General features: G+C 31.7%; 8 protein-coding genes and 2 tRNA genes. 5 read left to right on the top strand and 5 right to left on the bottom strand.

Annotation, left to right across the window (positions count from 1 at the left end):
* Position 1: 1 nt before the first annotated feature.
* A complete protein-coding gene (locus CLV91_RS00715) occupies positions 2-1,501 on the top strand; it encodes an alpha-L-fucosidase (RefSeq protein WP_170146681.1) in 1,500 nt (499 codons plus the stop codon).
* 110 nt (positions 1,502-1,611) lie between these two features.
* Here CLV91_RS00715 and CLV91_RS00710 read toward each other — a convergent pair.
* The 3 genes from CLV91_RS00710 to mutS form a co-directional block, all read right to left on the bottom strand.
* Positions 1,612-1,695, bottom strand: a tRNA-Leu gene (locus CLV91_RS00710).
* A gap of 42 nt (positions 1,696-1,737) precedes the next feature.
* Positions 1,738-1,809, bottom strand: a tRNA-Gly gene (locus tag CLV91_RS00705).
* Between the two features lie 99 nt (positions 1,810-1,908).
* Entirely contained in the window at positions 1,909-4,491 is a 2,583-nt protein-coding gene (gene mutS, locus CLV91_RS00700; RefSeq protein WP_121065597.1) for a DNA mismatch repair protein MutS, read from the bottom strand.
* 179 nt (positions 4,492-4,670) lie between these two features.
* On the opposite strand from mutS, the gene CLV91_RS00695 reads away from it, so the two are divergent.
* Complete coding sequence (locus tag CLV91_RS00695; protein WP_121062981.1) at positions 4,671-5,216, top strand: RNA methyltransferase; 546 nt, start codon at positions 4,671-4,673, stop codon at positions 5,214-5,216.
* A 99-nt stretch (positions 5,217-5,315) separates the two neighbouring features.
* Here the strand turns inward: CLV91_RS00695 and folK are convergent, their stop codons facing one another.
* A complete protein-coding gene (gene folK / locus CLV91_RS00690) occupies positions 5,316-6,461 on the bottom strand; it encodes a 2-amino-4-hydroxy-6-hydroxymethyldihydropteridine diphosphokinase (protein WP_121062979.1) in 1,146 nt (381 codons plus the stop codon).
* A 71-nt stretch (positions 6,462-6,532) separates the two neighbouring features.
* Between folK and sppA the strand changes: the two genes are divergently transcribed.
* Complete coding sequence (gene sppA, locus CLV91_RS00685; protein ID WP_121062977.1) at positions 6,533-8,293, top strand: signal peptide peptidase SppA; 1,761 nt, start codon at positions 6,533-6,535, stop codon at positions 8,291-8,293.
* Between the two features lie 72 nt (positions 8,294-8,365).
* On the opposite strand, the gene CLV91_RS00680 is transcribed toward sppA, so the two are convergent.
* Positions 8,366-10,552, bottom strand: coding sequence for an OmpA family protein (locus CLV91_RS00680; RefSeq protein WP_121062975.1), 2,187 nt, complete (start codon positions 10,550-10,552; stop codon positions 8,366-8,368).
* Positions 10,553-10,702: 150 nt separating this feature from the next.
* Between CLV91_RS00680 and CLV91_RS00675 the strand changes: the two genes are divergently transcribed.
* Both CLV91_RS00675 and CLV91_RS00670 read left to right on the top strand, forming a co-directional pair.
* A complete protein-coding gene (locus CLV91_RS00675; protein ID WP_121062973.1) occupies positions 10,703-11,416 on the top strand; it encodes a queuosine precursor transporter in 714 nt (237 codons plus the stop codon).
* Between the two features lie 44 nt (positions 11,417-11,460).
* Entirely contained in the window at positions 11,461-14,199 is a 2,739-nt protein-coding gene (locus tag CLV91_RS00670) for an AsmA-like C-terminal region-containing protein (protein ID WP_121062971.1), read from the top strand.
* Position 14,200: the final 1 nt, after the last annotated feature.

The raw sequence follows: 14,200 nt of genomic DNA, 5'->3' as shown, positions 1-14,200 counted from the left end.
TTTGAAAAAAAATATTCACCTATTAACTGTTTTATTTCTATTAGGTTTTAATGTAGAACTTTCTAGTCAAGAAAAAAAAGAAAACAAGTATAAAGCTAATTGGAGTTCTTTACGTAAACATAAAAGTCCGGATTGGTTATATGATATGAAATTTGGGATCTATTGCCATTGGGGTCCGCAAACTGTGCAATTAGCATCAGATGATAAGGAAATAACACGGTTAGAAGCCATAGAGCAGTGGGAGGGAAAAAAGTTTAATTCAAAAAAATGGGTTGATTTATTTCAATCAGCTGGAGCTCAATTTGCCGGACCTGTTGCTTGGCATGGAAGCGGACTAGTAAATTGGGATAGTAATTTAACGGATTGGAATTCAGTAAAAAAAGGCCCTAAAGTAGACATATATGGGAGTTTGTCCAAAGAGCTTAGGGAGCGAGGAATGCCTGTGATTTCATCATTTCATACAGGTAATTTTTGGGAACGAATGTGGGGAACACTTTCACAGAAAAATTCGGTGTATATTAACCCTTATGAAGATAACTCTATTTATGCTACTTCTAATGAAGGAAGAATCTCAAATGAAATTTTTAACGCATGGTTTGATCGTATAACGGAAGCAGTTAATAAATATGAGCCAGATATAATTTGGTTTGATACTGGTTTTGGTGGTACTGTTAAAGGAGAATTACTTAAATGGACAGAAAAAGGACGTTTGTTACCGGAAGGTAATAATGAACTAATTAGTGCACCTGAAAAGTACCAGCAAAAAATGATAAGTCATTTTTTTAACAAAGGAATAGAATGGGGGAAAGATGTAGAGGTTATTTATAAAACTCATGACATCCCTGTTGGAATTGGAATGCGCGATGTTGAAGATGGTAATTTAATCGGGTTACAGTATGATTCTTGGATGGCAGATGTAAATATGCAACGCCATTTTACATGGAATTCTAATTGGTTTTACAATCCAGTAAACAAAGTTAAAAGTGCAGGGACATTAATAGATATGTTGATAGATATGACTAGTAAAAATGGTCGTATGCTGCTAAATGTTCCTCCAATGGCAGATGGTTCTTTTGCCCCCGAAGTTAAAAAAGAATTATACGCAATGGGAAATTGGCTTAAAATTAATAAAGAAGCTATTTACAATACAATGCCTTGGGTTTTCTTTGGAGAAGGTCCAACCGAAGTAACAAACCCTGGACATCACGGACAGGGAAAAGAACATGGCGAATTAATACCAAAATATACTGCAGAAGATATTCGTTTTACTCAAAATGGAAGAAACTTATATGCAATTTGTATGGATTGGCCAGGTAAAGAAGTTTTAATTAGAACTCTTGGTAGTATGGGGAAACTATATCCTAGAGATATAAAATCAATCTCTTTATTAGGTTCTACTGCTAAATTAAGCTGGCAACAAACAGGAGTGGGTTTAGTGGTTCAATTTCCAAAAGAAAAACCTTGTGATTTTGCTTATGTTCTTAAAATAGAAAGAAATTAATTTAGAAAAATTAATGTTGATTTTATCTGATTAAGTTGAGTTTGACTTGATTTGAGTCTTGTTTTAAAATAAGAAACCCTTGAAAATCAAAAGATTAACAAGGGTTTTAGTACTCGAGATGGGACTTGAACCCATACGGACTAATGTCCATTGGATTTTAAGTCCAACGTGTCTACCAATTCCACCACTCGAGCCTGTACTGTTATAAATAACAGCCAATTGGTATATTATATCTGAGCGAAAAAAGGGATTCGAACCCTCGACCTCCACCTTGGCAAGGTGATGCTCTACCCCTGAGCTACTTTCGCATTATGTTTAAGAACAAGTGTCTGTTTCTAGACGCGGGTGCAAATTTAAGATAATTATATAAATTGCAAAGTAATTTTTAATAAAAAAAAAGATTTTTTTTAAGATGTGGCTTTCTTCTTTTTTACAAGCAAGCGTTTAATTTCATTTAGCTTCATTAATGCTTCTACTGGAGTTAATGTATCTATGTCTAAATGAGTGATTTCCTCTTTTATTTGTTCTAATAATGGATCGTCTAGATTAAAAAAACTTAATTGCATTTCATTCTGGGCAGATTGTAATTTATTTGTAAGTTCTTCGCTCGAATGCGATTTTTCTAGTTTTTTTAGGATTTTATTTGCCTTAGAAATTACTTGCTGTGGCATTCCGGCCATTTTTGCAACGTGTATCCCAAAACTATGTTCGCTTCCTCCGGGAGTAAGTTTTCTTAAAAATAGGACGGTATCTTTTAGTTCTTTTACAGAAACATTGTAATTTTTTATGCGCTCAAATGTGTTACACATTTCATTTAACTCATGATAATGCGTAGCAAATAAAGTTTTTGCTTTTGCAGGATGCTCATGCAAGTATTCTGAGATTGCCCAAGCAATAGAAATACCATCATAAGTACTAGTTCCACGACCTATTTCATCTAAAAGAACTAAACTGCGCTCCGAGAGGTTATTTAAGATAGAGGCGGTTTCATTCATTTCTACCATAAAAGTAGATTCTCCCATAGATATATTGTCGCTAGCGCCAACTCTTGTAAATATTTTATCTACCATCCCTATAGTGGCAGCTTTTGCGGGAACAAAACTTCCCATTTGCGCTAATAAAACTATTAATGCAGTTTGTCTTAATATGGCAGATTTACCACTCATATTAGGGCCCGTAATCATTATTATTTGCTGTTGTGTTCTATCTAAATACACATCATTAGCAATATAAGTTTCTCCTAGTGGTAATTGTTTTTCAATTACAGGGTGTCTACCATTGGTTATAGATAAATCGGTAGATTCATTTACCTCAGGTAAAACATAATTATTTTCTTTTGATAACTGTGTAAAACCACAAAGGCAGTCTAGTTGTGCTATTAGTTGTGCATTATTCTGTACTGGCGCAATGTATTCTTGCATCCAAACTACAAGCTGCGAGAATAATTGTTGTTCTAAACTTAAAATTCGTTCCTCTGCACCAAGAATTTTAGCTTCGTATTCTTTTAGTTCTTCTGTAATATAGCGTTCCGCATTAACTAAAGTTTGTTTGCGTATCCATTCTTCTGGAACTTTGTCTTTATGGGTGTTGCGTACTTCTATGTAATACCCAAATACGTTGTTAGATGCTATTTTAAGAGAGCTTATTCCGGTTCTTTCGGTTTCTCTAGTGAGCATATTATCCAAATATTCTTTACCAGAAAAAGCAAGTCCTCTAAGTTCATCTAGCTCTTCGGAATACCCTTTGGCAATAGCGTTTCCTTTTAGAATATTAACCGGTGCTTCCTCGCTAAGCATTTCTTTTATTTTACTACGGAGTAAATCACAACCATGGAGTTGGTCTCCAATAAGATTTAGTGCTTCGTTCTTGGCATTTTTAGTTAATTGTTTAAGAGGGATAATAGCTTCTAAAGAATTTTTTAACTGAATAATTTCTCTAGGGTTTACTTTGCCGGTAGACACTTTAGAAATTAAACGTTCTAAATCGCCCATTTGCTTTATCCAATGCTGTAATTTATCTAAATCTTCTTCTTGTTTAGATAAATAAGTAATTACTGCATGTCTTTTTTGTATTCTTTCCAAATTTTTTAGAGGAAGAGCAAGCCAACGTTTAATCATTCTTCCTCCCATAGGAGAAATGGTTTTGTCAATTACATCTAATAAAGTAACCGCATTTGTATTATGGGAATGATAAAGTTCTAGGTTTTTTATGGTAAACCTATCCATCCAAATGTATTCATCTTCAGCAATACGTTGTAATTTATTTATATGTTGTAATTGGTTATGTTGTGTTTCCGATAAATAATGTAAAACTACACCAGATGCTATAGTGCCATTAATAAGATGGTCTACGCCAAAACCTTTTAGAGTATTTGTTTTAAAGTGGTTTGTAAGGGTTTCTTTGGTATAATCTTCTTGAAAAACCCAATCTTCCATAAAGAAAGTGTGGAACTGCGTTCCAAAAACATCTAAAAATTCTTTTTTATGCGCTTTAGAAATTAATATTTCATTAGGAGCAAAGTTTTGCAAGAGTTTGTCTATTTGCTCTTCGTTACCTTCGGAAGTTAAAAATTCTCCAGTAGAAATATCAACAAATGCAACACCTAATTTTTTTCTTCCAAAATGCACAGCACATAAAAAGTTGTTGGTTTTAGCATTTAAAATATCATCATTTAAAGCTACACCAGGAGTTACAAGTTCCGTAACGCCTCTTTTTACAATAGTTTTGGTTTGTTTTGGGTCTTCTAGCTGGTCGCATATTGCAACTCTTTGCCCAGCCTTTACAAGTTTTGGTAAATATGTGTTTACAGAATGATGCGGAAACCCTGCTAGTTCTGTTTTTTCACCACCATTATTCCTGTTTGTTAATGTAATACCTAATATTTTAGATGCTTTTATAGCATCTTCACCAAAAGTTTCATAAAAATCTCCAACTCTAAAAAGCAACATAGCATCTGGATACTTTGTTTTAATAGTGTTGTATTGTTGCATTAAAGGGGTAACCTTCTTTGTTTTTTCTTTAGCTGCCAATTGGTAATTTTTAAAGTATTTTTGTAACCTAACGAAAATAATATTTTCCTTATAGAATACACCGCATTGTTGATATTTCAGGATAACTTAAAAAAACAATATTGGTGTATTATATTTTGATGTTTTATTAATAGAGATACATGAGAAAATTAAAGAATGAAGAACTAGATCGTTTAGATGTAGAAGGGTTTAAGAATGCTAATAAAACTCCTGTTGTAATTGTTTTAGACAATATAAGAAGTTTAAACAATATAGGTTCTGTTTTTAGAACGGCAGATGCTTTTTTAATTGAGAAAATATACCTCTGCGGTATTACAGCAGTTCCGCCCAATAAGGATATTAATAAAACCGCACTAGGTGCAACAGAAAGTGTAACTTGGGAGTATAAAGAAAATACCCTAAATGTAATTCAGGAACTTAACACGCAAGGGTATATTACTTTAGCTGTTGAACAAGCAGAAAATGCAAAGATGCTTCAGGATTTTAAAGCAAATTCTAATGAGAAATATGTTTTAATTTTTGGAAATGAAGTAAAAGGGGTTTCACAAGAAGTGGTTAATATTTGCTCTGACGTATTAGAAATTCCGCAATTTGGGACAAAGCATTCTTTAAATATTTCGGTTAGTGCAGGTATTGTTATTTGGGATGTTTGGAGTAAAATTAAAGCAAAAAAAAACCCAACCTAAGTTGGGTTTTAGAGTAAAGTTTGAGTTAGTTAGTTGCATAAATGCTTTTGCAATTACGGCAATTGATTTAAAGTGTGCAAGAAAATTGCCAAAATTATGTTAATTTATTTGTTCAAAAGCTAGTTTTAGTACTTTATCAATAATTGTCTGATAATCTTTTTCATTGGCAACAAAATCTAATTTGGTAACATCTATTACAAGACTATTTTCTTTGGGATAACCTTTAAGGAAATCAAAATAACCTCTATTAATTTTTTCTAGGTAATCGGTTTTAATGCCTTGTTCGTAGTCTCTTCCGCGTTTTTTAATGTTTTCTAAAAGACGTTCTGTGGTTTGGTATAAATACACATAAATTTGAGGTTTTTTAACCTCTTTATACATAAAGTTGAATATTTTTCTATACAATTCATATTCGTCTTTTTGTAAAGTAACTTTAGCAAAAATTAGAGATTTAAAAATATCATAATCACTAACCATAAAATCTTTAAAAAGGTCAAATTGCGAGGTGTCATCAGAAAATTGTTGGTATCTATCTGCTAAAAAAGACATTTCTAAAGGAAAGGCATATCTAGACTGGTCTTTGTAAAAATTTGGTAAAAAAGGGTTTTCTGCGAAACGTTCTACAACTAATTTGGCATTAAAATCTTCCGAAATTTTAGTTGCTAAGGATGTTTTTCCTGCGCCAATATTACCTTCTATAGAAATAAACTGTGTTGTGGCAAGTAGTTCTTTTTTATTACAAAAAAGAGTGTACTTTGTTTTTGTTAAAACACTTTTGTCTTTACATTCCTGAATTAAATTTCTAGTATCTTTTTTTAAAATAGGATGATAAAATTGTGGCGCTATATCTGCAAGGGGTTTTAAAACAAAAAGCCTGTCTTGTAATTTAGGATGTGGTATAGTTAAATTAGAGTTTACTAGTACTAATGTATCGTAATAAACAATATCTAAATCTATAGTTCTAGATTGGTAGCCAGAATTTGCAGACCTTTCTCTTCCTAATTTTTTTTCTATTTCTAATAATTTAACAAGTAGCTCTTCTGGAGACAATTTTGTTTGTACATATAAACATGCGTTTAAAAAGTTTTCTCCAGAAAATCCCCATGCAGGACATTCGTACACTTTAGAGCATTTTTTTACAATACCAATATTTTTAGCAATTAAAAATATTGCTTCTTGTATGGTTTCTAGTCTATTGCCTAAGTTACTGCCAATAGAAATATATGTGTCTGTTGTGTTGTTCATAATCTTGGGGCAAAATAAACAAAACAAATTCAATTGGTTATCTTTGTTAGCTAATATTAACAGCTTATTTAATGAATTTTTTAAGAAATCTACTTGCAGCTATTTTAGGATGTATCATAGCTTTTGGGATTGTATTTATAATGTTTGTGATTTTTATTGCTTTATCTAGCCGTAATTCGGAAACTGTAGAAGTAAAACCAAAATCTATTTTAGAACTACAATTACAGCAACCAATAAGCGATTATGTAGGAGGAGATGAGGAAAACCCTTTTAGGGCTTTGTTTCAAAAATCGGAAGATTTAGATAGAATTATTCATGCTATAAAAGTTGCAAAGAATGATAAAGACCTTGTGGGTATAAGTATAAATAATAATTTTTTAATGTCGGGTTGGGCGCAAACACAATCTATAAGAAAAGCATTAGAGGATTTTAAAACTAGTGGTAAGTTTATTTATTCTTATGGCGATTTTTATATGCAAAAAGATTATTATTTAGCTAGTGTTTCTGATTCAGTTTTTTTAAACCCTGTTGGAGTGCTTGATTTTAAAGGGTTGTCTACAGAAGTTTTGTTTTATAAAGAGTTACAGGAAAAAACAGGAGTTAAGATGGAGGTTATACGCCATGGTAAATACAAAAGTGCTGTAGAGCCGTATTTAAATGATAACATGAGTGATGCAAATAGAACACAAATAAAAGAATTAATAGGCTCTGTTTGGAATTCCGTTATCGATGATATTGCAGTAAGTAGAAATATGACTGTAGAAAATATGAATGCTATTGCAGATACTTTAGGAGGTAGAATGCCAAAACATGCAAAAGCTTCTAAATTAATTGATGCTATAACGTATTATGATGAATATGAAGAAAAGCTAAGAAATGCTGCTAAAATTGAAGAAGGTAAAGAAATTAACCTTTTAAGTATTCAAGATTATAGTACTAAAGCAAACACTATAAAATTACATAAAGGAGAAAAAAAGATAGCTGTAATTTATGCGCAAGGAGAAATATTATATGGTGAAGGAAGTAATGAAGTAATTGGGCAAGGACTTATTAATAAAGCTATAATAAAGGCAAGAGACGATGAAAAAGTAAAAGCGATTGTTCTTCGTGTAAATTCTCCTGGTGGTAGCGCTTTAACTTCTGATATTATTTGGAGAGAAGTGGTCTTAGCAAAAGAAGTGAAACCAGTAGTAGTTTCTATGGGTAATGTTGCTGCTTCTGGAGGGTATTATATTGCAGCCGGAGCAGATAAAATTTATGCAGAACCTACTACCATTACAGGTTCTATTGGTGTTTTTGGGACTATACCTAATGTAAATGAATTAGCGGCAGATATTGGAATTAATGCCGAACAGGTAGGAACTAATAAAAATTCTGTAGGGTACTCTGTTTTTGAGCCAATGTCTGATAGTTTTAGAGGAGAAATACAAGAAAGTATAGAAACTACATACACAACTTTCTTGGAGAAAGTATCTAGCGGAAGAGGAATTTCTATGGCACAAGCAGATAGTATTGCTCAAGGTAGAGTTTGGAGTGGTGTAGATGCAAAACGTGTTGGCTTGGTAGATGAACTAGGAACTCTAGAAGATGCTATTAATGCAGCTGCTAATTTAGCCGGAATAGACAAATTTGGCATTAAAAAATTTCCTAAGTATAAGACAGGGATAGAAAAAATAATGGAAGATATAGGAGGAGCTAGTGTTTTTAATAAAGAAGAAATTATTGCTAAAGAAATTGGTACAGAAGGATATGCTATACTAAAAGAAATAAAAAAAGCAATAAACCAAAAGGGAGTTCAAGTAAGAATGCCTTATACACTGGATATTAAGTAGAAATATATTTATACTAAAAAGGCCGGTAACTATTTAAATAGTTACCGGCCTTTATTTTGCTGAAGTTTTTTTTTATTTAACTAAGTTTATTTCTACTCTTCTGTTTTGTTCCCTGCCATCTTTATACATATTGGTAGCTATGGGTTTTGTTTCTCCATAACCAACTGCACTTAACCTAGAGGAATCAATACCTTTTTCAATTAAAAAGTCTTTAACAGAATTAGCTCTGTTTTCAGATAATTTTTGGTTGTTTACAGCGCTACCAATACTATCTGTATGTCCTTCTACAGAAAATTTAGCATTAGGATATTCTTTTAGAATTTGAATAATTTCAATTAAAGCAGTTGTAGATTCTACTTTTATAGAGGTTTTTCCAGTATTAAATAATATGGTTTTAGCATAGTTATTTAATGTTTTTTGAACCGTTTCTGTAACTTCTGGGCAACCGTTATTTGCAGCAGTACCTGCAGTATTAGGACACTGGTCGTCTTTGTCTAAAATAGTATCTCCGTCTGTATCTTTCCATGGACAACCATTGTTTTCTGTTGGTCCTGCTTCTTCTGGGCATTTATCTTCTTCATCATAAATAGTATCTCCATCGGTATCTTTATAAAGACAACCACTATTTTCTGGTAATCCTGCTTCTTCAGGACATTGGTCATCTTTATCCAAAACAGTATCTCCATCGGTATCTTTCCAAGGGCAACCACTATTTTCTACTGGGCCTGCTTCTTCAGGGCATTGGTCATCTTTATCTAAAACAGTATCTCTATCGGTATCTTCCCAAGGACAACCACTATTTTCAATTGGTCCAGCAACTTTAGGGCATTTATCTTGCTTGTTGGTTACACCGTCACCATCTTTATCTTTTGGACTTTTTTGGGTGATAGGAATTTTAAGTCCTAAATATACATCTGCAGCTTTAGAGTCATTACTAGTTAATAAAGAAAGTATAGATCCAGAACCTATATATAATGGCCCAGCTCTAAAACCAGCTCCCCATTGGAATCCACTACCTTGTATAAGGCTAAGAGGCATGTAGAAACTAAATCCTTTACTTTCAAAACGAGGTGTTAAGGAGACTATATTTGCAATTCTGTTAGTGTTTTCTTTAGAGTTAGAACTTAAAGATAGGTCTGTATTTAAATTTAAATAGAATTTTTTAAGCATATTCCAGTCTGCATTTAAATGTAAAGCTGTTGGTAACATTGCTTTTGTAGAAAGTCCAGAATTAATTTCACGATAAAGGTTATTTAGAACATCTTCAAAATTTTCTTCGTTTTCAAAATCATCTTCATTTATAGTACCGTTAATATCATAAGTATTAGCTGTACCATTTTTGTATTTTATACTTCCAATATCTGTAATAGATAAGCCAAATTTAAATTTATACTTGTTTTTATCCTTGCGCCCATAAATATTTCCGTCTGAGTCTGTAGAGTTATAAGAAGCAAAGTCTGGTCTGTATTCGTAAACAAAACCAAGATCTAACCCAAATCCTTTGGCTCCATCAATTATCTCAAGGTCAAAGTCTTCAAAATTGCCATCAATATTATCACTATGACCGTAATTTACTTCTCCAGTGGTAGTTATGCTGCCAGTGGTAACACCGCCACCTAGGTTACTTCCATCTGCATCATAATCTATTGTAACGTCTTTACCACTGGTGTACGCATTTCCAAGTCCTTGTAAATATTTTAAAGAAACACCACCTTTTAGAAAATGTTGTTCTTTGTTGTAGATTGTTCTTGCATAGGTTATACCAATTTCGGCCCAAGCATTACCGGTTAAATAATAATCTTCTTCATTAACATTAAAATCTTCAGTTTCATCAAAATCATTAGAAATACTCTCGTAAGTCTCGCCATTAATTTCATTAATGTTATAATTAACTCGCATTCTACTAAAAACAGCGATAGAACTTTTTTTATCCAAATTAAACATAAAAGCGGGTCCTAAAACATCTACATTTCCAAAAATATTGTTACTGTTTGAAGGGTTTTTCGTGGCATCTTCTTCAAAATCAAAATCGCCACTTGTAACGTCAGATAATTTTATGCCATAATAATCATTAGCAAAAAGGACGCTAGCACCAACAAGGTTTACGTCGGTTTTAAATCTAGAGTCTGTAATATTTGCAGGGTTAGAAATTACGCCATGCACACCACTATAGTTATCTGTTAAGAAGCCTATATAGCTTTGCGCGTTGGTAAAATGTGCACTCAAAATGATACATAATAAGAAAAAAAGTTTTTTCATGTTGTTTATGATAAAAGGTTGGTTGATAGGTTTATTAAATGCAAATATACATAAGCCTTAATTTTTAATCATATACTATGTGTTATTATATAGTAAAATGTAATTAATTCTTAAAGCATAGTTTTTTATTTTGTTTGCCTATTTTTGAATATGCTAAAATTAGAAGATAAGAGACTTGCTTATAAGATATACCTGTATTTAGGAGCTTTGTTTATAACTTCCTTAGTTGTTTCTAATTTAATTTTTCAAAAATTCTTTTATTGGAAACCTTTTGGAGATATTACTATTTTTGGAGCACCATTGTTTGAGATTTCGGTTGGGATATTACCTTATCCAATTACTTTTTTAATAACAGATTTAATCTCTGAAATTTATGGGAAGAAAAAAGCAAACCAAATTGTTATAGCAGGTATTTTTGCTTCTTTCTTTTCTATGGGAATTGTATTGTTAGCTAATTATGTTCCAGCAATTAATGCTTCCCCTGTTAATGATGCTACTTTTAATAGTGTTTTTTCGTTATCGCCATTAGCTGTTCTTGCTTCTATGTTAGCCTATTTATTTGCACAATTTGTAGATATACAAATTTATCATTTTTGGAAAAAAGTAACCAAAGGCAAGCATTTATGGCTTAGAAATAATTTTTCTACTTTTTTTTCTCAGTTTATAGATACGTTTACAGTTGTTGGTTTATTATGTGTGTTTAAAGTGCTTCCGTGGGATTTGTTTTTTGGATTAGTTGTAAGCGGATTTATTTTTAAGATAATTATAGCATTTGTAGACACCCCTTTTCTATATTTCTTCGTATATACTATAAGAAAAAGATTTAATCTAACAATAAATCAGGAAATAGACTTAGAGGCATAATTTTTTCATTGCTTTTAAGTTGTAATGACATATTCTTACCCTATATGAAAAAGAAAATTTTTAAAATTTTTGGAATAGTATTTTTAGTTGTAATAGTAACACTAATTGCAGCACCTTTTTTTCTAAAAGGGAAAATAGCAGATATAATTAAAAACAAGGTTAACCATAGTGTAGATGCTACCTTTGATTTTAGTGATGCTAGTCTTAGTTTGTTCTCTAGCTTTCCTAATGCAAAAGTAAGTTTAGAAAACATTTCATTAGTAAATAAATCTCCCTTTGAAGGAGATACTCTTTTTTCTTCTAATAGCATAGAACTAGAAATGTCTATAAAAGAACTTTTTAAAGATGCTAATGAACCAATAGCTATAAAGAGTTTAACATTAGATAAAGCACTTCTTAATATTCTTGTAAATGAGAAAGAGGAAGCTAATTATGATATTTCTAAAGGGGAAGAGGAAGAAAGTACTACAACCACAGAAGAAAGTTCAGGGTTTAGCTTTTCTATGGATTCCTATGCAATTACAAGTACAGATATAAATTATATAGATAAATCTACAGGAATAAGTTTACTACTTAAAGATATAAATCATTCTGGTTCAGGAGATTTGTCTTTAGCAACTTCGGAGCTAGATACACATACAGATGCTATAGTATCTTTTGCAATGGACTCTACCAACTATCTAGATAATAACAAGATAAAATTAGATGCAATTGTAGGGGTAGATTTAGAAAAAAGTAAATACACCTTTTTAAAGAATAAAGCAGTTATAAACCAATTACCTCTTGTGTTTAATGGATTTATTCAAGTTAACGAAAATAACCAAGAGTTAGATATTACTTTTAAAACGCCGTCATCAGATTTTAAAAACTTTTTGGCATTAATTCCAGAAGTATATTCCAAAGATATTGGCAATGTAAAAACTTCTGGAGATTTTACGGTAGAAGGAGCTTTTAATGGAGTAGTGGATGATACGCATATACCAAAATTTAATATAACAATAGCTTCTCATAACGCTTCCTTTAAATATCCAGATTTACCAAAAACTGTACAAGACATAAATATAGATGTAGCTATAAATAATACCTCAGGTATTGCAGAAGATACTTATGTAGATATTAAAAAAGGAACCTTTAGAATAGATGAGGATACGTTCTCTATAGTAGCAAATGTTAAAGAGTTAATGGGGAATACGAAAGTAAATGCCCAATTAAAAGGAATAATGAATTTGGCTAATATTTCTAAAGCATATCCTGTTCCATCCGATTTAAATTTGAAAGGTCTTTTAAATGCAGATATAAACACTGCTTTTGATATGGCTTCTGTAGAACAAGAAAAGTATGAGAATACAAAAACGCAAGGGACTTTGCAGCTTAAAGACTTTGTGTATAAAAGTAGTGAAGTGCCAAACCCTGTAGAGTTAAATTCTACATCAGTTACATTTACACCTAAAACAGTTACGCTAAATACTTTAGAAGGAAAAACTGGAAAGACTGATTTTAAGGCAAATGGTACCATAGATAATTTATTAGGTTTTATGTTTAATGATGAAAAGGTAGAAGGGAATTTTAACTTAAACTCAAATACTTTTGCGTTAAATGATTTTATGGTTGGTGAAGAAGAAGTGGAATCTGTAACTTCAGAAAATAAAACACCAGAACCTGGTTCTGGTGAAGAGAAAATTAAAATTCCATCATTTTTAGATTGCACCATAAATGCCGATGCTAAAACAGTATTGTATGATAATTTAACGCTTACGAATGTTAAAGGTAGTCTTAAGATTAAAGACGAAAAGGCAACTTTAAATAATATGACGTCTTCTATGTTGGGGGGTAAGGTTGGTTTTGGTGGCGAAGTATCTACCAAACAAGATATACCAACATTTGCAATGCAATTAGATTTAGATAAACTAGGAATTGCAGAAACTTTTAAATCTTTAGAACTTTTTAAAGTATTAGCACCAATTGCAAGTGCATTACAAGGTAAGTTAGATTCTAATATAGAAATATCTGGAAATTTAACCAATGACTTTACGCCAGATTTAGGTTCTATTTCTGGTAACGTTTTGGCAGAATTACTTTCTAATGATATAGACCCCAATAAAGCCAAATTACTATCCTCGCTAACAAATAATCTTAATTTTATAAAGTTAGATGAAATTGATTTAAAAGGATTAAAAACTGCTCTAACTTTTGAAGACGGAAAAGTAAAAGTAAAACCGTTTTCTATTAACTATCAAGATATAAAAGTAAATGTATCTGGTGGTCATAATTTTGATAGTAGTTTGGATTATAAAGCTACTTTAGATGTGCCTGCTAAATATTTAGGAAGCGAAGTAACGAGCTTAATATCTAAAATAGATGATAGTAGTTTAGAGAATTTAACTATTCCTGTTACCGCTAATATTGGAGGGTTGTATAATAGTCCAAAAGTATCTACAGATATGACTAGTGGTATTAAAAGTTTGACTACTAAATTAATTGATATTCAAAAACAGAAATTAATTAATAAAGGAAAAGATAAGGCAAAAGATTTATTGTCAGATGTTTTAGGGGGTAGTACCTCTGAAAATGATACAACACAAACTAAAGATAAAACCAAAGAAGGGGTAAAAGAGGTTCTAGGGGGTATTTTAGGTGGTAGTAAGCAAAAAGAATCTTCGGAAGGTTCTTCTGAAACAAAAGAGGATTCTACTGTTGCTCCTAAAAAGGATGAGGATGTAATTAAAGAAAAGGCTAAAAATATTTTAGGCGGACTATTGGGAGGTAAAAAGAAAGAGGAATAAA

Source organism: Maribacter vaceletii, assembly GCF_003634105.1.
Classification (GTDB): domain Bacteria; phylum Bacteroidota; class Bacteroidia; order Flavobacteriales; family Flavobacteriaceae; genus Maribacter_B; species Maribacter_B vaceletii.
This window is presented reverse-complemented; position numbering and strand designations above follow the sequence as displayed.